Annotated in this window: 21 protein-coding genes; 7 read left to right on the top strand and 14 right to left on the bottom strand. The window is 43.2% G+C overall.

From position 1 onward, the window contains the following. Positions 1-86 precede the first annotated feature (86 nt). Positions 87-3,047: an AAA family ATPase gene (locus D0T87_RS05255; RefSeq protein WP_163173514.1), complete on the bottom strand. Its 2,961-nt coding sequence runs from the start codon at positions 3,045-3,047 to the stop codon at positions 87-89. Positions 3,048-3,195: 148 nt separating this feature from the next. After that, a complete protein-coding gene (locus tag D0T87_RS05260; RefSeq protein WP_163173516.1) occupies positions 3,196-4,437 on the bottom strand; it encodes an exonuclease SbcCD subunit D C-terminal domain-containing protein in 1,242 nt (413 codons plus the stop codon). 481 nt (positions 4,438-4,918) lie between these two features. On the opposite strand from D0T87_RS05260, the gene D0T87_RS05265 reads away from it, so the two are divergent. From D0T87_RS05265 to D0T87_RS05295, 7 genes are all read left to right on the top strand, one after another. After that, on the top strand, positions 4,919-5,374 hold the full coding sequence (locus tag D0T87_RS05265; protein ID WP_163173518.1) for a helix-turn-helix domain-containing protein: 456 nt from the start codon (positions 4,919-4,921) through the stop codon (positions 5,372-5,374). Positions 5,375-5,390: 16 nt separating this feature from the next. After that, positions 5,391-6,365, top strand: coding sequence for a DNA/RNA non-specific endonuclease (locus D0T87_RS05270; protein WP_163173520.1), 975 nt, complete (start codon positions 5,391-5,393; stop codon positions 6,363-6,365). Positions 6,366-6,437: 72 nt separating this feature from the next. Then, the gene (gene mltG, locus D0T87_RS05275) at positions 6,438-7,499 is read left to right on the top strand and encodes an endolytic transglycosylase MltG (protein WP_163173522.1); all 1,062 of its coding nucleotides are present in this window, start codon (positions 6,438-6,440) and stop codon (positions 7,497-7,499) included. Positions 7,500-7,614: 115 nt separating this feature from the next. Continuing rightward, entirely contained in the window at positions 7,615-9,204 is a 1,590-nt protein-coding gene (locus D0T87_RS05280; protein WP_163173524.1) for a thiamine pyrophosphate-dependent enzyme, read from the top strand. Continuing rightward, the gene (locus tag D0T87_RS05285) at positions 9,204-9,788 is read left to right on the top strand and encodes an indolepyruvate oxidoreductase subunit beta (RefSeq protein ID WP_163173526.1); all 585 of its coding nucleotides are present in this window, start codon (positions 9,204-9,206) and stop codon (positions 9,786-9,788) included. The genes D0T87_RS05280 and D0T87_RS05285 overlap by 1 nt, the downstream gene beginning before the upstream one ends. A 6-nt stretch (positions 9,789-9,794) precedes the next feature. Continuing rightward, complete coding sequence (locus D0T87_RS05290; protein ID WP_163173528.1) at positions 9,795-11,099, top strand: phenylacetate--CoA ligase family protein; 1,305 nt, start codon at positions 9,795-9,797, stop codon at positions 11,097-11,099. 113 nt (positions 11,100-11,212) lie between these two features. Then, the gene (locus D0T87_RS05295) at positions 11,213-11,767 is read left to right on the top strand and encodes a DUF3575 domain-containing protein (protein WP_163173530.1); all 555 of its coding nucleotides are present in this window, start codon (positions 11,213-11,215) and stop codon (positions 11,765-11,767) included. Positions 11,768-11,795: 28 nt separating this feature from the next. Here the strand turns inward: D0T87_RS05295 and rluF are convergent, their stop codons facing one another. From rluF to D0T87_RS05355, 12 genes are all read right to left on the bottom strand, one after another. Beyond that, positions 11,796-12,740 (bottom strand): 23S rRNA pseudouridine(2604) synthase RluF, encoded by a 945-nt coding sequence (gene rluF / locus D0T87_RS05300; RefSeq protein ID WP_163173532.1) that lies wholly within the window; start codon positions 12,738-12,740, stop codon positions 11,796-11,798. 367 nt (positions 12,741-13,107) lie between these two features. After that, positions 13,108-13,458, bottom strand: coding sequence for a 50S ribosomal protein L20 (gene rplT / locus D0T87_RS05305; protein WP_163173534.1), 351 nt, complete (start codon positions 13,456-13,458; stop codon positions 13,108-13,110). A gap of 103 nt (positions 13,459-13,561) precedes the next feature. Next, the gene (gene rpmI / locus D0T87_RS05310; protein WP_163173536.1) at positions 13,562-13,759 is read right to left on the bottom strand and encodes a 50S ribosomal protein L35; all 198 of its coding nucleotides are present in this window, start codon (positions 13,757-13,759) and stop codon (positions 13,562-13,564) included. A gap of 70 nt (positions 13,760-13,829) precedes the next feature. Beyond that, positions 13,830-14,465, bottom strand: a complete 636-nt coding sequence (infC, locus tag D0T87_RS05315) for a translation initiation factor IF-3 (protein WP_163173538.1) — start codon at positions 14,463-14,465, stop codon at positions 13,830-13,832. Positions 14,466-14,539: 74 nt separating this feature from the next. Then, the gene (thrS, locus tag D0T87_RS05320) at positions 14,540-16,480 is read right to left on the bottom strand and encodes a threonine--tRNA ligase (protein WP_163173775.1); all 1,941 of its coding nucleotides are present in this window, start codon (positions 16,478-16,480) and stop codon (positions 14,540-14,542) included. A gap of 162 nt (positions 16,481-16,642) precedes the next feature. Continuing rightward, a complete protein-coding gene (locus tag D0T87_RS05325) occupies positions 16,643-18,682 on the bottom strand; it encodes a tetratricopeptide repeat protein (protein WP_163173540.1) in 2,040 nt (679 codons plus the stop codon). Positions 18,683-18,963: 281 nt separating this feature from the next. Then, positions 18,964-19,518 carry a peptide deformylase gene (def, locus tag D0T87_RS05330; protein ID WP_163173542.1) on the bottom strand — a complete coding sequence of 185 codons (555 nt, stop codon included), beginning with the start codon at positions 19,516-19,518 and terminating at the stop codon, positions 18,964-18,966. A gap of 26 nt (positions 19,519-19,544) precedes the next feature. Next, on the bottom strand, positions 19,545-19,958 hold the full coding sequence (ruvX, locus tag D0T87_RS05335) for a Holliday junction resolvase RuvX (protein ID WP_163173544.1): 414 nt from the start codon (positions 19,956-19,958) through the stop codon (positions 19,545-19,547). Positions 19,959-20,064: 106 nt separating this feature from the next. Further along, positions 20,065-21,930, bottom strand: a complete 1,866-nt coding sequence (locus D0T87_RS05340) for an ABC-F family ATP-binding cassette domain-containing protein (RefSeq protein ID WP_163173546.1) — start codon at positions 21,928-21,930, stop codon at positions 20,065-20,067. 3 nt (positions 21,931-21,933) lie between these two features. Continuing rightward, positions 21,934-22,767 (bottom strand): DUF3805 domain-containing protein, encoded by an 834-nt coding sequence (locus D0T87_RS05345; protein ID WP_163173548.1) that lies wholly within the window; start codon positions 22,765-22,767, stop codon positions 21,934-21,936. Between the two features lie 125 nt (positions 22,768-22,892). After that, positions 22,893-23,405: an SPOR domain-containing protein gene (locus D0T87_RS05350; protein WP_163173550.1), complete on the bottom strand. Its 513-nt coding sequence runs from the start codon at positions 23,403-23,405 to the stop codon at positions 22,893-22,895. 63 nt (positions 23,406-23,468) lie between these two features. Beyond that, entirely contained in the window at positions 23,469-24,239 is a 771-nt protein-coding gene (locus D0T87_RS05355) for an SDR family NAD(P)-dependent oxidoreductase (protein WP_163173552.1), read from the bottom strand. Positions 24,240-24,306 lie beyond the last annotated feature (67 nt).

The raw sequence follows: 24,306 nt of genomic DNA on the forward strand, positions 1-24,306 counted from the left end.
TCGTTTAATTACTTTTTTCTTAGTTAGTCGCAAACTAATTATGAAAATCACAGAAAGGGGGAAAGTTTTTTAGATTCTTCATGATTTTAAACTGCAACGACATCAATGCTGCTCCTGCCATTCACCGCTTTGTTTACTTGTATCTGCACGGAGATGCGTTCGCTCATCTCTTGTACATGCGATATCACTCCGATTTTACGGCCCTGTATCTGTAGTTGTTCCAGTGCTTCCATTGCTGTGCGCAGGCTTTCGGCATCGAGTGAACCGAACCCTTCGTCGATAAACAGAGATTCTACTCTCAGATTATTGCTGGACAATGAAGACAGCCCTAAAGCCAAAGCCAATGAAACCAGAAATGACTCGCCACCCGAAAGGGAGTTTACCGTGCGAATCTCATTACACATATCGCAGTCAATTACCTGCAAGGCCAGCGTATCGGGAACCTGTTGTAACTTGTAGCGTTTCGAGAGGTAAGACAAATGCTTATTGGCATGCATCAGCAGTAGGTTCAGCGTATAGCTTTGTGCTATGATCTTGAATTTAGTTCCGTCTGCGCTGCCTACCAGTTTATTCAGTTTTTCCCACTGCCCGGCGGTAGCTTGTTTGGATTTCAGTTCTTTCTCTATATCTTTTAACTTGATACGGTTTTGTTCTTGTTGAAGCAACCGGGCTTCCAGCAAAGAGAGTTTGCGTTCTATTTCCTGATTTGCTTCTTGGCGGGCAGCAATCATTTCGGGTAGTTTTTCCGGCGATTCAATCTGTTGTTGTTCCCGGATTAAATCATCAACCACGGAAGCCAATTGCTTAATCTCTCCTTGTAGACCGGAGATACGGGCTGTTTGCTGGTCCAGCTGCCGGCGGGCAACCTCCAGCAGTTCATTGAGTTCTTTCTCATGCCGTTGAATTGCCGACTCTGCATCGTCGGCAGTTTTTCCTTTTAATAACGCCGAGCGTTCTTTGCGCAAACATTCCAGTTCGTCCCTGACTTTCGCGAAACGAGATTGTTCCTCTGCCGTATTTGTTTCCGCCGAAGCAACCTGCTCCTTACCCGAAGCAACCTGCTGAAGGATTAACCGGCAAGAAGAGATAGCCTCGCGCAAAGCATCAGTCTGCCGGCGTAGTTTCTTTATTTCGTTATCATGCCATTGCCATTCTTCATAAAGCTGCTGGTAGGACTTTAGTTTTCCGGCCAACTCATTCAATTGTTGTTGCAGATGTTCCAGTTGCAAATCGAAATAAGCTACTGTTCGCTCTTCCGGCCTCTCAGGAGTTTTCTGTTTTATATCTTTCTGTAATGTTTCCAGTTGAATAGACAATAAGGTGCATTGTTCTATCAAAAGCCGGGAATTCTGCTCCGCAGCAATACTCCGATTATTTAACTGCTGATAGTCGTCAGCAACAGCCTTATACTCCTTTTCTATATTATGGTATATGGAATCAACTACCGTCTCGCCCAATGTATATGGATGCTCTGTTGCACCACAAACAGGGCAAGCCTCTCCCGGATTCAAATTGTGGCGAATCGCTTCTACATCCTGACTCATGGCTACGCGGGCATTATCATACAAACGTTGTAAAGACTGCACCTGCTCGTTTTTAGCCTTAAGTTGCTCTTTGAGAACGATCAACTCCTTTTCCGTTTGGTCTTTAGATTTACTCCGCTCTGCCAGTTCCTGCGCTATCCGCTCTACCTCTTTGCATTGTTTTATCCAATCAGCAGTAAACTGACGAGCTGCCTGTAATCGTTTTTGTTCTTCCAGAAGCCTGCCTTGCTCCTCGCCCAAAGACCGTATGCCGAAGGCATTGAGTTGTACTACCCGTTCATCGTTCGCTTTCTGAGCAATAGTTAGCTTATGTTCATGCTCAGACAGCAAAAGAGTAGCCTGCTCTAGCTTTGCTTCATGAGACAAAGAGGCAAAAGTATCCGTATGGCTTACATTTAGTTTCTGCAATTCTTTACTTAACGTCTTCTCCTGACTTTCCAGTAACCGGATGGCTTCTTCTTTCTTCTTTTGCGAAGCCTGGAAACGTTGCTCTGCCTGCACATAGTTAGCCCGAACACCTTGTATCAGCGTATCCAACTCCCGGGCCTTTCGCAATTCCGGTTGCAATGCTTCACATTGTTGCTTGAAGACTGCTAATTTCTCAGCCCTTTCAGCGTGTTCGCTCTGAGAGTTCTTTAATTGTCCGGCAGCCGTAAACTCTTCCTTTCGTTTATTCTCCAATAGTTGTTGTTGTGCTTTCAAGGAAGTTATGACTTTCAGCTTTTCATTCAGTGAAGCTAGCAGTTTCACTGCAACAGCCCGCTCTTCGCTTTGCTGCAATTTATCTTTCTGCAACTGCTCAACCTCTTCTTCCGGAAGCAACTCAATCAGGTTAATGCTATTTTTTAATTGATTATACTCTTCCATAGCCTGCTTGCTACGGGCGAAAACCGTACGCGAAATCTGTGAGTAAATCTCCGTTCCGGTAAGTTTTTCCAGCAGCTCCGCTTTTGCCGACTCACGGGATTTCAGGAAAGTGGCAAAATCATTCTGAGCCAACAAAACGGTACGGGTAAATTGCTCATAAGTCAAACCTACGAGTATGACCAACTGATTTAAGATTTCCGTTTTTGTGCCCTGCAACTCCTTATCCGTTTCCAAATCCACAACCTGCATAGCTTGTGCCTGCAATGAACCGGTAGATTTCCCGCGTGCCCGGCGAACCGTCCAACGCGACTGGTAACGATGCCCGTCAACACCAAGAAAAACGACTTCGGCAAAGCCCTCTCCTGCTCCACGGCGCAACACATTCTTTACATCCGACTGATTGATCTGGCTATCGCCTACATCTTGCAAGTACAAACTTTCATTTGAAGCCGTAAAACGGGGAGTTTTATCATAAAGCGCCAGGCATAGTGCATCCAGTATCGTTGATTTACCCGCCCCGGTAGGTCCGGATATTGCAAATATTCCGGCAGAAGCTAAAGGTTCAGTCGTAAAATCAATATCAAAATACCCCTCGATAGAGGCCAGGTTCTTAAGTCGTATAGAGAGAATCTTCATTTTAGTTGAAAGTTGAGAAAATTAGTTTATTATATCCGGTTGCCTTTTGAACCGCAGAGTTGTGCAGATTTACACAGAGTTTTAAACTCTAGTTTATGCCTCTGCGCAACCCTGCGCAACTCTGCGGTTCAAATGAATATTGCAACTTTCAATTTTCAATGGATTGTTCCGCTTCGCGGAACAATCTAACGAGTTCTTCGGGCATTTCTGTTTGAAAGGTCTTTTCAAACGTTGATTGTACAATCTGCAACGGAGTCATCTCCTGTAAGCCAACCGCCATAATCTCTTCTTCGGTAATCGTTTGACTGGCAGCCCGATATGCGGAAACAATACGTGCCAGGCGTACGTGTTTGTTAGCCAGGACTTCTTCTATTTCCAGACGAAGCATCGGTTCAGGCTCATCCAGAAGCACCTTGATTTCCAGATAGGGAGCCAGTTCACCTTCATTTTCTTCCGTCTTTAAGGGCAACTCTTCCAACAATTCCAGAACCTCTTCAGAGCTTGCCGAATGCATTGCCGGAACAGACAACATACCAACCAGAGGCGTATATTCTACTTTATCAACAGATTGCAATTTTCCACCATCCAGCACCACCTCTACAACTCCGTGTCGATAATGCTTTTCTGCAAATGACATCGAAAGCGGACTACCTGCATAGCGTACGTTTTCCCTGCCCGAAACCCGCTGGGCTTTATGAATGTGACCTAAAGCCGTATAAGCAATTTCCGATGAAAACGAGTCGGGCGATACACATTCCAAACCACCAATAATGGTCCGTTCGCTATAATCCTTTTCCGCAATCTCCGAACCGGTAGCCTGCAAATGCCCAACAGCGACAAGGGCTTGTTCCGGTGTCTTACGCTCCAAAGCATGCGCTGTCAACCGACGGTACAACTCTTTTACACCCTCTGCATAAGGATTACCTTCCGTCTCCACTGCCGGATAGTCTCCCTGGCGAAGATAAGGCACGCTCAGGCAAAGGGCTTCCACTTGCCCCGCTTTGTTTCTCAACTCTATAACCAAATTTTCATAGTCAATCTCACCACCAGACTTACGAACAAGCCCTTTAATCGTGGTATTGAGTTCGTACAATAAGGGTATAGGGGCTTCCAGGCGTGCTGCCGAGTCATGATTCCCGGCCACAACGACCATCTGCAAATGAGGAGACTCCACCGTTACCCTGCGAATAAAGCGATAGAACATATGTTGCGAAGCAGCCGACGGATTAGACACATCAAAAACATCTCCAGCAATAATCAGAGCATCAACATCACGTGCTTTGACCTGGTCCGACAACCAGTCCAGAAAATGCTCCTGCTCCTGCGTACGGTCATATCCAAAGAAATTTTGTCCCAAATGCCAGTCGGCAGTATGTAGAATACGTATCATTTCATGAATTGTTTAAGGCAAAAATAACACAAATAAAGGTTTTATCCGTAGCCGGACACGAACAAAAAACAAAAAACGCCCTTACACATTAATATATAAGGGCGCTCTATTGTTGCAATCATTACTACTTCCGACCTCATCCTGGCACATATTAATAATAGACTTAAATCTACAAAAGGCTCGCTAGCCAGGGGCATAACAATATTAAGTGTACCAAGATTACTTTTCTCACTTCAAAAGTATAAAAATGATTGCATTCAATATAAACAAATCTCAAAAGGACAGAAAACTTCACAGTTTCCTGTCCCCATTAGTATCTAACAGTACAAAGAAAATATAATTCTTTCAATGATAGACAATTATCTATTCTGTATTATACAGATTTTAAGTCGGTAAAATACAGACATTACAAGTTTTTCCATTACATTTGTGGCCAAAGAGATGATTTAACCTATATTTGCGCTCGATAAACATAACAACGATGGATGAAAATAGTGCTACAAATAAAAACATTCATGTGGGGCATAACATTACGCGGTTCCGCCATTTAAGGGGGCTGAAACAAGAGGCACTGGCCGATATGATCGGCGTCACGCAGCAAACAATGTCCCACCATGAACAACAGAAAGTGGTTAATCCTGAGGTACTGAAAAGAATTGCATCAGCACTCAATGTGCCTGAAGATGTACTACAGAATCTGGAAGATGATAATACAACTTTCATTATTGAGAATAATACCTTTGGGGATAACGATAACATTGGCATTGGATGTCATATAGAACAAGACAAACAAAATGTTTACAACCCAATGGATAAGATCATTGAACTCATGGAACGGCTGCTTGCACATGAGCAGCAGAAAAGTAAAGATTTGGAAGAACGATTAAGCAGGTTGGAAGACCTGATCAAAAAAGAAGTTACAAAAAAGAAGAAATAAGGTTTAGAAATATCTTATGTCGCGTACAAAGAGAAAAACTACTAAGAGAAAATCGTATAAATCCAAAAAGAAAAGGAAGCACCTCAACACAGGTGCTTTCTTTATCATTGTGATAGGGATACTATTAGTAGCCACTATCTACTATTTCTATCAACATGAGCAAGAAAAAAAGAAACCTGTAGTTGCACAACAACAAACAGAAAAATCTACTATTCCTGACAAACCTGCCGGGAAGTCCAGACCAAAGCCACAGGAAAAGAAAACACCTGCAAAAGCTGCTCCTTCCATACCCCGGATCATTGATTATACAGACCTGGAGTATCCGGTATCTTATTCTTCTCAACCCGAACAGATTATCTTTCACACCGGGCATACCGTTTCTTATAACAAAAACTGGAAAATTCCGAATTGGGTATCGTATGAGTTAACCATCGACGAAACAATGGGGGAAGAAAAGCGTCACGATAAGTTTATACCCGATCCTTTTATTAAAGAAGGAACGGTCACTACCGGCGATTATCGGAACTCTGGTTATGACAGAGGACATATGGCTCCCGCTGCCGATCTGAAATGGAGCAATGCCAGTATGAAAGAATCATTCTATCTGAGCAATATTTGTCCGCAACACCCTAAACTAAACCAACGCAGGTGGAAGGATCTTGAAAATAAAGTCCGAGAGTGGGCCATTGCCGATAGTGCAATTATTGTGATCTGTGGACCTATCGTTAATAACTCTCCTAAATGTATTGGCATCAACAAGGTTGCCGTACCTCATGGTTTCTTTAAAGTTATCCTGTCACCGTTTAAAGAGTCTCCTAAAGCCATTGGGTTTATCTTTGACAATGAGCACTGTACTGCACCATTGCATTCGCATGTTGTATCTATCGATAGTGTAGAAGTAGTAACCGGACTGGACTTTTTCTCTCCGCTGCCCGACGAAGTTGAGGACCTATTGGAAGCTTATGTTGATACGGCATATTGGGGTTTATAATATGTTCACATAGTTATCTCAAGAATTTTCTGTATTTTTGGCATCACATAAACTCCAAGATAAATTAACTGCATGAAAAAAAAGACAGCGGCACCTGGCCGCAATAAAGTATTAAAGATTTTCTTAATTTGCTTAGGCATAGGCATACTTATCGGTTTAGGCATAGGAGGAACAGCCTACTATTACCTGTTCTCCCCCCAGTTTCATCCCGAACAAAAAGCCTATATCTACATTGATCGTGATGATACGATAGATTCTATATATAATAAGGTGAAAGCTGCCGGAAATCCAAATAAATTTGAAGGATTCCACTGGCTGGCCGAATATAAGAAATACAGTGACCATATCCGTACCGGACGATACGTAATCAAACCCGGTGATGATGTATACCACCTATATCAACGTCTTGCAGGTGGTTTCCAAACCCCGGTTAACCTGACTATTGGCAGTGTACGTACGTTCGATCGCCTGGCCCGTAACGTTGGCAATCAACTGATGATTGATTCAACGGAAATAGCAAACAAGCTAAACGACCCGAATTTTATCGGCTCCCTCGGATATGATAAAGAAAGCCTGTATTGCTTCTTCATCCCCAATACATATGAAGTATATTGGAACATGAGTGCAAACGATTTCTTCGACCGCATGAGAAAAGAGCACGACAGGTTTTGGAATGAAGAACGACTGGCCAAAGCCAAAGAAATTGGAATGACTCCCCGGCAAATCTGTACACTAGCATCCATTGTCGATGAAGAAACAAATAATAGCGCAGAAAAGCCAACCGTTGCCGGACTATACATGAACCGGCTACGCATAAACATGCCGTTACAAGCTGATCCGACAGTTAAGTTCGCTCTGCAAAACTTCGAACTGAGACGAATAACCAACGTTCATCTAGAGGTCAATTCTCCATATAACACCTATAAGAATGCAGGTCTTCCTCCGGGACCGATCCGTATTCCATCATTAAAGGCAATTGATAGCGTATTGAACTACTCCAAACATAATTATCTGTACATGTGCGCCAAAGAAGACTTCTCGGGTACGCACAACTTTGCCACTACACTTGCCGAGCATATGATAAATGCCAGAAAATACTGGAAAGCACTTAACGATAGAAAGATTTATCAGTAATTTGGTGATAAACTGATGCCAAAAAGTGTATCTTTGCAAGAATATTGCGGCAAGCGGCAACGTGCCGCTGCGAAGTTTAATTTAAGAAACATTACTTAATACAGGAAACTACAATATGAGCAAACAACTCCTCCTTGGCGATGAAGCCATTGCACAAGCGGCATTGGATGCCGGACTATCGGGTGTGTATGCCTACCCCGGTACACCATCGACTGAAATCACAGAATACATCCAGTCGGCACCTATAACAGCTCAGGAAAATATTCACAGCCGTTGGGCATCTAACGAGAAAACAGCCATGGAAGCTGCCTTGGGCATGTCCTTTGTGGGTAAACGCGCCCTCGTTTGTATGAAACACGTTGGAATGAACGTTGCAGCCGACTGCTTCGTTAACTCTGCCGTAACCGGAGTAAAAGGCGGATTGATCGTACTGGCAGCAGACGATCCAAGCATGCACTCCTCGCAGAATGAGCAGGACAGCCGTTTCTACGGAGACTTTGCACTTATCCCCATGTACGAGCCCAGCAATCAGCAGGAAGCGTATGATATGGTGTACAATGGTTTTGAGTTTTCAGAAAAAACCGGTGAACCCATTCTGATGCGTATCGTTACCCGCCTGGCACACTCACGTTCGGGTGTGGAACGCCAACCGCAAAAACCACAAAATGAGATTTCCTTCAGTGATGATCCACGTCAGTTTATCCTGCTTCCAGGGAATGCCCGCAAACGCTACAAAGCACTGTTGGCGCAACAAGACGCTTTCATTAAAGCTTCGGAAGAATCTCCATACAATAAATACATAGACGGTCCGAACAAGAAACGGGGTATCATAGCTTGTGGTATCGGTTACAATTATCTGATGGAAAGCTATCCTGAGGGATGCGAACATCCGGTATTGAAGATCGGACAATATCCATTGCCTAAAAAGCAGCTTCAACAACTGGTTGATTCATGCGATGAGATTCTTGTATTGGAAGACGGACAACCTTTCGTTGAAAAGCAACTAAAAGGCTATCTGGGTATGGGTATTAAAGTTGTAGGACGCTTAGATGGTACTCTGTCGCAAGACGGCGAGTTAACCCCCGACAATGTAGCTCGCGCTTTAGGCAAAGAAAATAAATCGACTTTCACCACTCCCGACCTGGTAACGATGCGTCCACCTGCACTCTGCGATGGTTGCGGACACCGTGATGTATATACCGTACTGACCCAAGTACTGAAAGAAGAATACCCATCCCATAAAGTATTCAGCGATATCGGTTGCTATACGCTGGGAGCCAATGCCCCATTCAACGCTATCAACTCGTGTGTAGACATGGGAGCTTCGATCACCATGGCTAAAGGAGCTGCCGACGGTGGTTTATATCCTGCCGTAGCCGTAATCGGCGATTCAACCTTTACCCACTCCGGAATGACCGGGCTGCTGGATTGTGTAAACGAAAACAGCAATGTAACCATCGTTATTTCCGACAATGAAACCACTGCCATGACCGGCGGACAGGATTCTGCCGGAACCGGAAAGATCGAATCTATCTGTATCGGTCTAGGTGTTGACCCAGCTCATATTCGTGTAATCATCCCGTTGAAGAAGAACCACGAAGAAATGGCACAGATCATCCGTGACGAGATCAACCACAAAGGCGTATCGGTAATCATACCTCGCAGAGAATGTATCCAGACGTTGAAACGCAAAAAAAGAAAATAATGAAGAAAGACATCATACTATCAGGCGTTGGTGGACAAGGCATCTTGTCTATCGCAACAGTTATCGGACAAGCAGCCTTGAAAGACGGGCTTTACATGAAACAAGCCGAAGTACACGGAATGAGTCAGCGCGGCGGAGATGTACAATCCAACCTGCGTATCAGCGACCAGCCCATCGCATCCGACCTGATCCCATCAGGACAATGCGACCTAATTATTTCCCTGGAACCGATGGAAGGTTTACGCTATTTACCATACTTAAACTCAGATGGCTGGTTGGTAACGAACGATACACCGTTTATCAACATTCCAAATTATCCGGACGAAGCAGATATTATGGCGGAAATCAATAAACTACCCCACAAAGTAATCTTAAATGTGGATAAGGTAGCCAAAGAGATTGGAACGGCACGCGTAGCAAATATCGTACTGCTGGGCGCTACCACCCCATTCCTGGGAATTGATTATACAAAAATCCAGGATAGTATCCGTGATATATTCGCACGTAAGGGAGAAGAAATCGTAGAAATGAACCTGAAAGCCCTGAATGCAGGAAGAGAAATTGCACAGGGATTAATCAAATAAGAAGCCATGAATACAAAATACTGGGAAGAAGAGATAGAGATTGCAAGTCGGGAGAAGTTACAAAACCTGCAACTCGAACGGCTCAAGAAAACCGTAGCCATTGCTGCTCATTCTCCATTCTACAAAAAAGTATTCGAAGAAAACAGAATTACCCCCGACTCCATCCGGACGTTGGAGGATTTAAAGAAGATCCCTTTTACCACCAAGGCGCAAATGCGCGATAACTATCCCTACGGATTAGTTTCGGGTGAGCTGAAGAATGCGGTACGTTTGCACTCATCCAGTGGAACAACGGGAAATCCGACTGTGATCTTCCACTCGCAACATGACCTGGATTCATGGGCAAACCTTGTAGCCCGTTGCCTTTATATGGTTGGGCTTCGCAACACGGATGTTTTTCAAAACAGCTCGGGTTACGGCATGTTTACCGGAGGGCTTGGATTCCAATACGGAGCCGAACGTTTAGGTGCTCTCACTGTACCTGCCGCCGCCGGAAACAGTAAAAGACAAATCAAGTTTATTACCGACTTTGGAACGACTGCTCTACACGCCATTCCAAGTTATGCCATCCGTCTGGCCGAAGTATTCCAGGAAGAAGGTATTGATCCACAGAACACCAGCCTGACCACTCTGGTTATTGGTGCCGAACCTCATACCGACGAACAACGTAAGAAGATTGAAAAAATGTTAGGCGTTAAAGCATACAACAGCTTTGGTATGTCGGAGATGAACGGCCCCGGTGTGGCATTCGAGTGTACCGAACAAAACGGTATGCACTTCTGGGAAGATTGCTTCTTCGTAGAGATTATCGACCCGGATACAGAAGAGCCTGTTCCCGCAGGAGAAATCGGAGAACTGGTACTCACCACACTCGACCGGGATATGATGCCGCTTCTTCGTTACCGTACCCGTGACCTTACGCGTATCATTCCGGGAGAATGCCCCTGCGGACGTACGCATATCCGCATAGACCGCATCAAAGGCCGTAGCGATGATATGTTTATCATCAAAGGGGTAAACATCTTCCCTATGCAGGTAGAAAAGATACTGGTACAGTTTCCCGAACTAGGAAGCAATTACCTGATCACACTTACCACACGCGACAATCAGGACGAAATGGTGGTGGAAGTCGAACTCAGCGACCTATCGACCGATAATTACATCCAATTGGAGAACCTTCGGAAAGATATTACACGCCAGCTTAAAGACGAAATACTGATTACTCCGAAACTAAAACTCGTTAAAAAAGGCTCTTTACCCCAAAGCGAGGGAAAGGCCGTCCGGTTAAGGGATTTAAGAGATAATAAATAAATTAAGTAAAAAAAGGCAGTGAACAGATTAAGCTTCATTGCTTTTTTATAATTTTGTCCCCACTAAGACAATTAATCGAACTTTAACTAGTTATTCATCTAATCCGCTTCGTCATGAAGAAAAAACTACTATTGCTGGCCATTCTGGCCGTATCTTTGTCCGCTGTTCAGGCTCAGACTCAACTTAAATGGAATGCTTTGTATTGGGCAGCTGGCGTAATTAACATGTCGGCAGAAACTAAACTTGCAGATAAATGGACACTCAATGGAGATGTCGTATACTCACCTTGGGAAAGTCTGGATGGCAATCCTATGAAATTCGGGCAATTAATCGCAGAAGGCAGATATTACCCTAAAGGGGCTTTTAAAGGTTTCTATGCCGGAGCTTATGCCGGTTACCACAAGATGTTCAAATTCACTAAATGGAATTACATCAATGAAGGTAAGTACCAGAAAGGCGATGGTATTTCTTTCGGAGCAACCTTAGGTTATCAATTCAAAATTAGCGACCGCTGGGGACTGGATCTCTATGCTGGCTACGGCTGGCAACATTCCGAATATAAAGGATATGTGAAGTCTACCGGAGAGATGTATGTTGATAAAAACGGTAGTGGCGAATGGTTACCTTACAAGTTAGGGGTTGCCTTTGCATATCGGTTAGGGAAGTAGTTTCGTAGGGGCGGTTCGCGAACCGCCCCTACATTCTACCAGAGCGTTTCGTACCTTTTCCTCTGGGTTTAAAAGAATCATTTCTACCCGACGGTTTAGCCGTTTTAGAACCGCCTTTAGAAGTTCCCGAAGCAGTTGTTCGTCCACCAGCAACACTTTTAACTCGTACTTTTCCTGCTGATGACTTAGTGGGTGATTTTCCTTCCGGAGACTTTGCTATTGATGGCATAGAGCGTTTCTTCGCTCCTTGCTTCTTTTCCGATGCCGTACCAACCGATCCCTCTATCTTCTTATAAAGCATAGCTGATTCCGCCTCTGTTAAACTACGGTATTGCCCCATTTTCAGATTTCCCAAATGGATATGCATAATCCGTGTGCGTTGCAACTTAGTAACCGTATAGCCCAGATACTCACACATCCGGCGAATCTGCCTATTTAACCCCTGACGCAAAACAATAGTAAAAGAGTTAGCACCTTGTTGGGTAACCTCGCATTTACGTGTTACTACTCCCAAAATAGGTATCCCGCCCTGCATACGTTGAACAAACTCAGCGTTAATCGACTTATTCACCGTTACAAAATACTCTTTATCATGATTGTTATTGGCACGCAGAATCTTATTCACTATATCCCCGTCATTGGTCAGGAGTATAAGTCCTTGCGAATCCTTATCCAGTCTACCAATTGGGAAAATACGTTCAGTGTATCCAACAGCATTTACTATATTATCGCGTTCACCCGGGTCGGTCGTACTCACCACACCTACCGGTTTATTATAAGCTATAATAACAGACTGGGTTTTATTACTGATCGTTTCACCAAACACCTTCACCACCTGTCCCGGAGAAACCTGGCTACCGACTTCGGCCTTTTTCCCATCAATGGTTACATGGCCTTGCTCAATATATTTATCAGCTTCCCTGCGTGAGCAATAGCCACTTTCACTAATGTATTTGTTAACTCGTACCTGCATGTAAAAATGGGAGATTTTTTGACATAAAAAAGCCGCATCGATGATGTGATGAAACTCCGAATGACATGATTTGAGTGCTCGTCCTCTTTGTAATCCACCGGCATAAAGCTGTCCCTAAGGATGTGGCCCGCCATTGAGAAGCGAAGCTTGTCTCGGTTTTCAGTTTAATTAGTGAGTTTCCCTATCTAACCGATGCGGCTAATTTTTATATAACAAATATAACTACTTTCTGCCATATAAACAAGAGAAATAGACTATTTGTTCACCTTAATATTTCAAATAAATAAAGAATCCCATAAGGGGATAAATTAAAAGTGCCAGATGTCGTAAGGCATCTGACACTTTGTAAATCGTAATCGGCTGAAACTTAAGCAGCTTTAGCTTTTGCCACCACAGCTTTGAAAGCTTCAGGATGGTTCATCGCTAAGTCAGCTAAAACCTTACGGTTTATTTCGATACCGGCTTTGTGCAAGCCACCCATTAGTTTAGAGTATGAAATACCTTCTAAACGAGCAGCAGCATTGATACGTTGTATCCAAAGAGCGCGGAAGTTTCTTTTCTTGTTTTTACGGTCACGGTAAGCGTAAGTCAACCCTTTTTCCCAGGTATTCTTAGCTACGGTCCACACGTTTTTTCTTGCACCAAAGTAACCTCTGGTCAATTTCAAAATTTTCTTTCTTCTTGCTTTTGAAGCAACATGATTTACTGATCTTGGCATAGTTTTGCTTTTTTTGAATGTTAGCGCCGTTACTTCACGTAACGAACTTCAGGCTAATGCATTCGGTTAATAACTACTTTAATAATGTTTTTACGCTCTTCGATTATTTCATCGCTAAGAGTTCTCTTACCTGATTTTCATCAACAGCAGCAACTGTAGTTGAGTAGCACAGGTTTCTTTTTCTCTTTGTCGATTTCTTAGTCAGGATATGACTATGAAAAGCGTGCTTTCTTTTGATTTTACCTGTTCCGGTAAGGGTAAACCTTTTTTTAGAACCGGAGTTAGTCTTCATCTTTGGCATTTTAATTTTCTGTTTAATTATTAAAATATATAATGGTAACGCACTATACCCGCGCGTTACGCACTTTTCTTTATTCCTCGCCCTTTTCCGGTGCTTCTTCCGTTCTAGGCTTAGCCTCTACTGGTTTCGGCTTCTTAGGCGCCTCTTTCTTCTTAGGAGAAAGGAAGATAGTCATACGCTTTCCTTCAAGTACCGGCATCTGATCTACCTTGGCAAAGTCTTCCAGATCATTTGCAAAGCGAAGCAACAAAACTTCACCTTGTTCCTTAAACAGGATTGAACGTCCTTTGAAGAATACATAAGCCTTCACTTTATCACCATCTTCCAGGAAACCTTTCGCATGTTTCAGCTTAAAGTTGTAGTCATGGTCATCTGTTTGTGGCCCAAAACGTATTTCCTTTACGTTAACCTTAACCTGTTTTGCCTTCTGTTCCTTCTGGCGTTTCTTTTGTTGATAAAGAAATTTAGAGTAATCTATAATACGACAAACAGGAGGCTGAGCATTCGGTGAAATTTCCACGAGGTCCAACTCCCGTTCTTCAGCCATCTTTAAAGCTTGAAAAATTGGTAAGACCTGTGCTTCGACGTTATCATCGCCTACTATACGGACTTCCTTGGCACGAATCTGTTCGTTGATTCTGTATTGCCCTTTTAAATCGTTCTTTGCTTGGAAACGATTACCAGTTTGTTTTTTATTTACTACCAAATTAATTTATTATTTTAAGTTAAAGTTATTTTCAGGATGCTAATTGAAGCTATGCTTTACAATCGCGCGCAAATTTACCACTTATTTATCATATTCTGAACTTCTTCGTTCAAAATTTTACCAAATTCTTCAAATTTCATGGTTCCCTTATCTCCCTCACCCTGCTTACGTACAGAAACTTCGCCATTTTCGGCTTCTTTTTCTCCGACAATAAGCATGTAAGGAATGCGCTTCATTTCGTTATCGCGAATCTTACGGCCGATCTTTTCATTTCTATCGTCAACAATAGCACGAATATCGATTGTATCAAAGTACTTTCTGAGTTGCTCGGCATAATCATTGAACTTTTCACTGATCGGAAGGATAGCTACCTGATCAGGAGCCAGCCACAATGGGAACTTACCAGCCGTATGTTCAATCAATACAGCAACAAAACGCTCCATTGAACCGAATGGTGCACGATGAATCATAACCGGACGATGCTTCATATTGTCAGCTCCGGTATATTCCAATTGGAAGCGTTCCGGCAAACTATAGTCTACCTGGATAGTTCCCAACTGCCATTTACGTCCCAGCGCATCGCGAACCATAAAGTCGAGTTTAGGTCCGTAGAATGCAGCTTCACCATATTCGATATTGGCTTTTAATCCTTTTTCTTCGCAAGCTTCAATGATGGCCATTTCCGCTTTCTCCCAGTTCTCTTCGCTACCGATATATTTATCACGGTTTACTTTATCGCGTAGAGAAATCTGTGCTTCAAAATTCTCAAAATCAAGCGCTTTGAAAATGATAAAGATAATATCCATTACACTCAGAAACTCTTCTTTCACCTGATCCGGGCGACAGAAGATGTGTGCATCATCCTGGGTAAAGCCACGTACACGTGTCAACCCATGAAGTTCACCACTCTGTTCGTAACGGTAAACCGTACCGAATTCTGCCAGGCGCAATGGAAGTTCTTTATATGAATGTGGCTGCCATTTGTAAATCTCACAGTGGTGAGGGCAGTTCATTGGTTTCAACAGATATTCTTCACCTTCTTCCGGTGTATGGATCGGTTGGAAAGAATCCTTTCCGTATTTTGCATAGTGTCCGGATGTTACGTACAGGTGCTTGCTACCGATATGTGGAGTCATTACCTGCTGGTAACCGAAACGCTTTTGAATCTTCTTCAGGAAGTCTTCCAAACGCAGGCGAAGTGCAGTTCCTTTAGGCAACCACATAGGTAAACCCTTTCCTACCGCTTCGGAGAACATGAAGAGCTCCATCTCCTTACCAATCTTACGGTGGTCGCGTTTCTTGGCTTCTTCTACCATCACCAGGTACTCATCCAGCATTTTCTTTTTCGGAAAGGTGATACCATAGATACGGGTTAGCATCTTACGGTCTTCCTGTCCACGCCAGTAAGCTCCGGCTACCGAAGTCAGCTTAATAGCCTTGATCGGCGCAGTAGTCATCAAGTGAGGTCCACGGCAAAGATCGGTAAATGCTCCTTGTGTATAAGTAGTAATGTGACCGTCTTCCAATTCGGAGATCAGTTCGGTTTTATATGTTTCGCCGCGATTGCCAAACAGATTCATTGCATCTGTTTTAGCAATATCTGCTCTTACTACAGCTTCTTTTTTAGCCACCAATTCAGCCATCTTTGCCTCAATTTTAGGCAAGTCCGATTCTTTGATCGCTACTTCACCCGGGTCCACATCATAATAGAACCCATTTTCAATGGCTGGTCCGATACCGAACTGTATACCCGGATAAAGTTCTTGTAGGGCTTCGGCCAACAAGTGGGCACTTGTATGCCAGAAAGCATGTTTACCTTCTTTGTCGTCCCATTTATATAGTTTAATGGACGCGTCCTCATTGATCGGACGGCCCAGATCATAGATTTCATCATTCACGCCACAGGCCAGAACATCCTGCGCCAAACGAGAACTGATGCTCTCTGCGATCTGTAATCCGGTAACTCCTTTTTCGTATTCACGAACAGAGCCATCGGGAAAAGTAATCTTTATCATCATATTATATATTGTATTTTTTATTTTTGAATGCAAAACTACATAAAAATTATGAATTATGAATTATGAATTATGAATGAAAATACAGAGGGCAAACGAACAAGCAAAGCCATGATACGCAGCCTCATTCATAATTCATAACCATAATTCATAATTCAAAAATCATTGCTCCGTGAAACGTTTGATGATATTGTAGGCTGAAACGATGCCTAACTCGCCGGCTTTACTTAAATCGGTAATTCCTTGTTTATTATTCCCCAGGTAGATATGTGTAAGTCCCCGGTTAAAATATGCTTCTGCAAAATCAGGATTTAGCTGAATAGCTTTATCATAGTCTACAATAGCCGCCCGGTAATCCTTCAACATCGTCAACAGATTACCCCGGTTGTAATACGCATACACAAAGTCCGGTGCCAGGTTAATTACTTTATTCAGGTCACTCTTCACAATATCATAATCCATTGCGTTGACTTCCGTTTTGGTAGCCCCTCCAATTGTTGCCGTTGTATTCTGTAATTCTTCTGCACGTTGGTATTCCAGTTGTTTGCAGCGCACCAATGCCCGCATAAAATAAGCAGGATAGAAGGTATCATCCAACAAAATTACCTGAGTCAAATCATCCACTGAACTGCTAAAATCTTGTACTAAATAGAAATCCAGTGCACGGGCAAAGCGCTTTACAGCATTTCTTTCGTCGGTAACAATAGCGCCCGAGTGCGTATCAATCATAGCAAAATGCTTCTGCACTTGCTCTTCTGTCAGCGGTGATTCGGCATTGGTTATACGTAGGCGTTCCGGTAAGGCTCTGGAGCGATTCAGATCATCAATATATTTATGATAATGTACTATACGCTTCACATCGCTGAGTTTTTCGTAATAGCTGAGCACATACATCGGTTCCAGTTTTACATTGACATTGCGATCCTGCACCCTTCCACGATAATCGCTGGTATAGCGCTGTTCTGCTTCCGAACTGTCGGCAATCACTATCTTTCGATAGTTATTCATATTCTTATCGGACTTTTTACGGGTCTTTCCGTCTTCATCCGTTTCTTCATCGTCCGTATTATCAGCCAGGTCTTTGTTTGTGGAACTTGTATTCGTACTTACTCCGGCGCGTTTATCCAGCTGAATGTTCATCACAGTCAATTCATCGGCATCAGCTCCCCTTCGGTCGCCCATTTTCCGTCTTGCATCCGCACGATGATAATAACCTGCCAGGAAGTTCGGATATTCGTTAATAACCGTGGTATAATCGCTTACTGCCCCCCGGTAATCGCCCGTCTGGGCTTTCAATAATCCACGATTGAAGGTTGCCATCATATTATCCGGTTCGATCTTTAGCACAAAATCAAAGTCCTCAATCGCACGATTATCATCACCCACCTGCGCCCTAAGTAATCCGCGGTTGTAGTGCCCGATAAAGTTATTTGGTTCTACTTCCAGGGCAATATCATAATCAGTCATCGCTCCTCTCAGATTATTCTGATGGAATCTGGCCAATGCGCGGTTAATATAATGAGCTGCATTTTTATTATTCAGATGGGTTGCACGATCCAGATCAGTTTCAGCCTCTGCATATTGTCCTTGCTGTAAACGCACCATCGCTCTTGACGCCCAGGTATCTGCATCATAGCGATCCAGTTCAATGGCTTTATCAAAGTCTTTCAATGCCCTGATCGTATCTTGTTGCCTTAAAGCTACTTCTCCACGCATCAGGTATCCGCGTGTATACCTTGGTGCAATGGCCAAGAGTTTCCCCAGATCATCCTCCGCCCCTTCATAATCTTTCTTTTGCAGATGGCAAAGCGTCAGGTTATGCCATAAGGTTATATTTTCGGGTGCATATTTTAAAGCAATCTTGTAATCATCAATGGCTTCATCGTATTTATTTTGCCTGATCCGTGCCAATCCACGTATCTGATAAGCACCTACTACAAAAGGATTTCTCTGAATGGCTTCATCACAGTCATTCTCTGCCCCCTGAAAATCGTCAAGTTGTATTTTTGCCAGTCCTCTGTAAAAATAGGGTTCATACAGGTAGGGTTTTGCATTGATCACCTGGTTGAAATACTGTATGGAAAGCACATAATCTTCAAAATAAAGAGCATTACGTGCAATAGCCATCACCCGGTCTGTATTTATTTGTGCAAACAGTACAGTCGGAAACAGTAACAGGAAAAATGATATTTTTTTCATCATCTGATTTACAGTATATTTTGAAGATAGCAAAAATAATACTTTTAGATCATAAAGACCGACAACCCGTGTATTTTTTAGAATTCTTATAGAACTGAGGGGACAAAAAGCCAATTGTTCACTGTAGGGGCGGTTCGTGAACCGCCCGATAACACATTGAAAGCGATTTTCTTCGGCTTGGGCGGTTCACGAACCGCCCCTACAGCAAATGGAAAATCCTTTTGGACACACCTTGAGGCGGCAAGGTGCGACTGCCAAGGTGCTATAAGATTCGGAAGTAATTCTTATTTCACAGTTTTCACTTTATAGTGACAACGTGCCTGCCCTTTCAGCATAGCATTCAGTTTACCTTTAATCATTTGCTTGCGCAGTGGAGAAATATGGTCAATAAACATCTTTCCGTCGAGGTGATCAAATTCATGTTGCATTACCCGCGCCAGATACCCTTCTACCACTTCGTCATGCTCTACAAAGTTTTCATCCAGATATTTCACATGAATGCGGTTCATTCTTTTCACCGATTCATGGATTCCGGGCAGGCTCAGACAGCCTTCTTCCATAGCGATCTCTTCGCCATCGGCTTCAAGGATATGGGGGTTAATAAATACTTTCCGTAAATCCTTAAATTCCGGCTTTTCGTCCGCAAAAACATCCAGGTCGATTACTACCACACGAATAGGCAATCCGACTTGTGGTGCAGCCAGCCCTACCCCATCGGCATGCGCCATGGTATCGAACATATTTTGTATCAGTTCTTTCAATCCCGGATAGTCCGGAGTTATATCTTCGGCAACCTTTCTCAATACTGGTTGACCATATACATAAACAGGTAAAATCATATTTTAAAATTCAATTTTGATCTATATTAAAATCTCTTGCTTTCCATGTAGGATTGCAAAATGATCGTTGCACTTACTTCGTCGACCAGCGCTTTATTCTGCCGGTCTTTCTTTTTCAATCCGGCTTCCAGCATTGTGCGATGCGCCAAGACCGATGTAAACCGCTCATCTACAAATTCAATAGGAATATCCGGCAATTGTTTTTTAAGCGTGTTCGCGAAAGGCCTCACACGTTTAGCATTTTCCGAATCTTCATTATTCATTTGTTTTGGCATCCCGATAATGATACGCTCTACCGGCTCTTCCTTCACATAATTAAGAATAAAAGCCAACAGTTCGTGTGTAGGCACAGTGGTAAGACCGCTTGCAATAATCTGCATCGTGTCTGTTACGGCAATTCCCGTACGCTTCTTTCCATAGTCTATAGCTAGTATCCGCATATCTGCTTACAAAGGTAAGCAGAATAAGTTGAAAATTGAAAGTTGAAAGTTGAAAGTTACCATGCGGCATGGTAACTTTCAACTTTCAACTTTCAATTTTCAACTCTTAAGATATTTCGCTAAGTTCAAGCCAGCGCATGGTCTTTTCGTCCAATTCGTCGTTAAGAAGGGGTAAACGTTTTGATTTTTCGGTAAGTTCATCAACGGATAGAGTTCCGCTACATAAACCTTCTTCAATTTGCTTTTTCTCGTCTTCCAGATCAGCGATTTCTGTTTCCAGGCGTTCAAATTCCTGTTTTTCTTTGAAAGTCATTTTCCGCTTTTCATTCAGGCGGACACGGGAAGTTTTCTCTTCCTGTGGCTTCTCAACTTCTTTTTCTTTCTCTGCGCGAACAGCTTTCCAATCGCGGTAATCGCTGTAATTACCGGGGAAGTCGCGGATATCTCCCTGACCATTGAATACAAGTAGGTGATCCACTACCTTATCCATGAAGTAGCGGTCGTGCGACACTACGATAACGCATCCCTTAAAGCCTTTCAGATATTCTTCCAGCACATTCAGGGTGACAATATCCAAGTCGTTGGTAGGCTCATCGAGGATCAGGAAGTTCGGATTACGCATCAGCACTGTACATAGATATAATCTGCGTTTCTCGCCCCCACTCAACTTATACACATAGCTATGTTGGGTTTCGGGAGTAAACAAGAAGTGTTGAAGAAATTGCGAGGCAGTCAGTTGCTTTCCATTTCCCAACTCTATCACTTCTGCGATATCCTGAACCACATCAATGACTTTCATTTGTTCATCAAAGTTCAGTCCCTCCTGTGAGTAATATCCGAAACGCACTGTTTCGCCGATATCTACCGTACCGCTGTCCGGCTTCACCTCTCCTAACAAGATTTTGATGAAAGTCGACTTTCCTGTTCCATTGTTTCCCACAATTCCCATCTTCTCATAACGGGAAAAGACGTACGAGAAATCATCCAGGATCTTCAAGTCACCGTAGCTTTTATAAAGGTGTTCCGCATCGAATATTTTGGAGCCAATATACGAAGCTTTCACTTCCAGCTTTACATTCGAGTTGTCAATACGTTGTTTGGCTACCTTTTCCAGATCATAAAATGCTTCTTCCCGATAACGGGCTTTATGTCCACGGGCCTGAGGCATCCGCCGCATCCACTCCAACTCTGTACGATATAGGTTATTTGCACGGGCAATCTCTGTATTGGTAGCGGCAATACGCTCTTCCCGTTTTTCCAGGTAGTAACTATAACTACCTTTATATAAGTATATTTGGCGGTTATCTATTTCAAGGATTTCAGAACAAACCCGGTCCAGGAAATAACGGTCGTGGGTAACCATCAGTAAACTCAGTGTGGAGCGTTGCAGATAATCTTCCAGCCATTCGATCATATCCAAGTCCAGATGGTTGGTAGGCTCATCAAGAATCAACAGGTCCGGTTCGGTGATCAATGTGTTTGCCAGTGCTACTCTTTTCAATTGTCCACCGGAAAGATGCTTTATTTGTTGATTGAAATCACAAATTTTGAGTTGGGTCAGAATTTGTTTGGCTTTTCGTTCGTAATCCCATGCCTTTTCATGTTCCATACGGGCCAGAATATCTTCCAGCCCGGGATTTCCCTCTGTTTCCATGCAGAGTTCGTATTCCTTTATCAACTCAACAATACTGTTTCCATGATAAAAACACGCTTCCAGTACCGTCAGTTCTTCGGGGTATTCCGGGTCTTGTGGAAGATATCCCACACGCAAATCGCGTCGGAATGTAATTTTTCCACCGTCATATCCTTCTTTACCTGCTATGATATTTAATAAGGTGGTTTTCCCGGCTCCGTTTTTAGCAATCAATCCAACGCGTTGCCCCTCGGCAATACCAAAAGATATATCCTGAAAGAGCACAAGATCGCCAAAAGATTTCGTCAGGTTCTCAACCTGTAAGTAGCTAACAGCCATTGATTATAAGTTCTCTATGATGTTTTTATATTCTTCAAATCCATTGCAGTGTTCACCCGCCTTTACTTTACTCCAAACCAGGCGCATCGGGTCGATAACCTGCCCGGTAGGAAGGTATTGCAATACTGGTGCCTCTCTGTTTCCGTCAATAAGTGACATCCATTCAAACCCTTCAATTTCGTTGGTCAGGATTACGCAGATGGTAATGCCAAGAGCCAGCCATGCTTCTTTTTGCTTGGGAGTAAAGTTACCGCTTTCGATCACGGTTTGTATTTTCGACAAATCATCTTCAACGCCTTGAAAATCTTTCTTTAGTTGTTTCTTTACAATAGATACCGTCCACTCATATGCTTCATTCACCTGGCTGATTTCAGACACGCGTATAGGAATAATTTCTGCCGGATATTTCTGTCCTTCTTTTCTGACTTCCAAGCCCTCTATGATTCCTTGTGCATCGGTAACGCTTCCGCCTTTGGGCACGGTGAAGCTACATTCGAAAGCTACATTCCCGGCATCTACTATCCAGATGTGGCTTACATAGTATGCTCCTTCCTCTTGAAACATCTCCTTACTGTATGCACAGTCGTACTTACCTACTTTTACCAGAGAAGCGGTTTCATTCGTTTTTAACTCCTGGCGCACCGTATCTTTTCCAAAATACGCGGCATCTGAGAATTTCGCTTCTTTGCGGTATGCCGAAATTCTAAAATTGCCGTTCCAATTCGCCGGGTCATAAAAAAGGAAAGTGTCTTCCGAATCTTCAAACTCGCTCCAGTTGGCAGGATAGACCATAGAGAACCAGGCTCCCGGAGAAATAAACTTTTTTCCTGATATCATTCTAATTGAGAATTGAGTATTGAGAATTGAAAAGTTAGTATGAACTTATTAAAAATGAGAGTTAAGAGTTATTATACCCTACGGTATCGTAACTCTCAACTCTCAATTTTCAATTCTCAATTATATTAGTAAAGTCTGTATAACAACCAAGCGCCTTGGAAATCCTTATTATTAGGATATCTTTCCTTGAACAAGTCGCGGGCGGCAGCAGCCTGGGTTCTATCCGGATAGGTAGCAACAATTACACGGTAAGTTGCAGCTTCTGCGTTAAATGCAATAATTGGTTTATAGCCTTGTGCCACCAGATAATCTCTCAATCCTTCTGCGTTTGCTTTCAGTCCGAAACTACCACATACTACACTGTAGTCTTTCAATTCGTCGCCCGAAATCGACGTTACTTTTTCCTGGCGCACACCAGCTTCGGGAGCAACGGGAGTTCTCTCCACAACTACCGGGGCTGTTACTACGGGAGCAGTTACTACCGGAGTTGTTTCTACCGGAGCAGTTGTCTGATCGCTTGCCAGTTCTTGTTGTTTTGCTTTTTCGTATGCTTTTTTATAAGCGCTCTCGCTTGATTTACATGAAGTAAAAGCTAATGCAACGCATACGCCCATACCTAAAATCATTAGTTTTTTCATCACTATCGGTATTTATTAAATTAATAATTCAATTTGACGTGCCAAAGATACACAATTCCTCGTTTATTCCACAGTTTTTTTAAACGAGATTGTTCCTGTTGCCTGATTTGTGGGCATAACAAGTATCTCGGCTATTTGTACGTGTGGTGGAGCCGCAGCTGCAAAATAAACAGACTCTGCCACATCATCTCCGCTGAGCGGTCGTATACCTTTATAAAAGTTATCGGCCGTCTCCTTGTCTCCCCGGTAGCGTACTACAGAGAAATTGGTTTCCACCATGCCTGGCTTGACGTTGGTTACCCGCAGGGGTGTATCGACCAGGTCAATCCGTAATCCATCGGATAGCATACGTACAGCAGCTTTTGTTGCGCAATACACACTGCCGCCCGGATAGGCTGCTTCGCCGGCTATAGAACCTATATTAATAATATGTCCGCTCCCTCTTTTTATCATACCCGGAACCACCAGGCGAGTCACCGCCAGCAGTCCTTTTATATTGGTATCAATCACAATGTCCCATTCATCGAGGTTGCCTTCGAATTCTTTGTCCACTCCGATCACGAGTCCGGCATTGTTAATCAGTATATCTATGTTTTTCCATTCATCGGGCAGAGATTGAATAGCATTCGTAACCACATTCCTGTCGCGTACATCAAAGGGCAATAAATGAACCTGAATATTATACTTATCTGTCAATTCATTTTTCAGCTCTACCAGTTTCGACATATTCCGGGCATTCAGAATAAGGCTGGCTCCCTGCGAAGCAAACTTATGCGCACAGGCTTCACCTATTCCGCTGCTTGCTCCTGTTATAAAAACAATTTTATTTCTCATTTGTTTTTTATTTAAGATTTAGCAAACTTATTATATAATCTTATTCTACAACGTACCAAACGGGTTA

The organism is Bacteroides sp. 51, assembly GCF_010500965.1.
In the GTDB taxonomy this organism is placed as follows: domain Bacteria; phylum Bacteroidota; class Bacteroidia; order Bacteroidales; family Bacteroidaceae; genus Bacteroides.

Excerpts from the sequence above, each read along its gene's own strand:
- mltG (WP_163173522.1), top strand. The coding sequence starts at position 6,438 with ATGAAAAAAAAGACAGCGGCACCTGGCCGCAATAAAGTATTAAAGATT.
- rplT (WP_163173534.1), bottom strand. The coding sequence starts at position 13,458 with ATGCCAAGATCAGTAAATCATGTTGCTTCAAAAGCAAGAAGAAAGAAA.
- thrS (WP_163173775.1), bottom strand. The coding sequence starts at position 16,480 with ATGATAAAGATTACTTTTCCCGATGGCTCTGTTCGTGAATACGAAAAA.
- D0T87_RS05265 (WP_163173518.1), top strand. The coding sequence starts at position 4,919 with ATGGATGAAAATAGTGCTACAAATAAAAACATTCATGTGGGGCATAAC.
- rluF (WP_163173532.1), bottom strand. The coding sequence starts at position 12,740 with ATGCAGGTACGAGTTAACAAATACATTAGTGAAAGTGGCTATTGCTCA.
- D0T87_RS05325 (WP_163173540.1), bottom strand. The coding sequence starts at position 18,682 with ATGATGAAAAAAATATCATTTTTCCTGTTACTGTTTCCGACTGTACTG.
- D0T87_RS05260 (WP_163173516.1), bottom strand. The coding sequence starts at position 4,437 with ATGATACGTATTCTACATACTGCCGACTGGCATTTGGGACAAAATTTC.
- D0T87_RS05280 (WP_163173524.1), top strand. The coding sequence starts at position 7,615 with ATGAGCAAACAACTCCTCCTTGGCGATGAAGCCATTGCACAAGCGGCA.
- D0T87_RS05285 (WP_163173526.1), top strand. The coding sequence starts at position 9,204 with ATGAAGAAAGACATCATACTATCAGGCGTTGGTGGACAAGGCATCTTG.
- D0T87_RS05345 (WP_163173548.1), bottom strand. The coding sequence starts at position 22,767 with ATGATATCAGGAAAAAAGTTTATTTCTCCGGGAGCCTGGTTCTCTATG.
- D0T87_RS05295 (WP_163173530.1), top strand. The coding sequence starts at position 11,213 with ATGAAGAAAAAACTACTATTGCTGGCCATTCTGGCCGTATCTTTGTCC.
- D0T87_RS05255 (WP_163173514.1), bottom strand. The coding sequence starts at position 3,047 with ATGAAGATTCTCTCTATACGACTTAAGAACCTGGCCTCTATCGAGGGG.
- def (WP_163173542.1), bottom strand. The coding sequence starts at position 19,518 with ATGATTTTACCTGTTTATGTATATGGTCAACCAGTATTGAGAAAGGTT.
- D0T87_RS05290 (WP_163173528.1), top strand. The coding sequence starts at position 9,795 with ATGAATACAAAATACTGGGAAGAAGAGATAGAGATTGCAAGTCGGGAG.
- D0T87_RS05340 (WP_163173546.1), bottom strand. The coding sequence starts at position 21,930 with ATGGCTGTTAGCTACTTACAGGTTGAGAACCTGACGAAATCTTTTGGC.
- rpmI (WP_163173536.1), bottom strand. The coding sequence starts at position 13,759 with ATGCCAAAGATGAAGACTAACTCCGGTTCTAAAAAAAGGTTTACCCTT.
- D0T87_RS05350 (WP_163173550.1), bottom strand. The coding sequence starts at position 23,405 with ATGAAAAAACTAATGATTTTAGGTATGGGCGTATGCGTTGCATTAGCT.
- D0T87_RS05270 (WP_163173520.1), top strand. The coding sequence starts at position 5,391 with ATGTCGCGTACAAAGAGAAAAACTACTAAGAGAAAATCGTATAAATCC.
- D0T87_RS05355 (WP_163173552.1), bottom strand. The coding sequence starts at position 24,239 with ATGAGAAATAAAATTGTTTTTATAACAGGAGCAAGCAGCGGAATAGGT.
- ruvX (WP_163173544.1), bottom strand. The coding sequence starts at position 19,958 with ATGCGGATACTAGCTATAGACTATGGAAAGAAGCGTACGGGAATTGCC.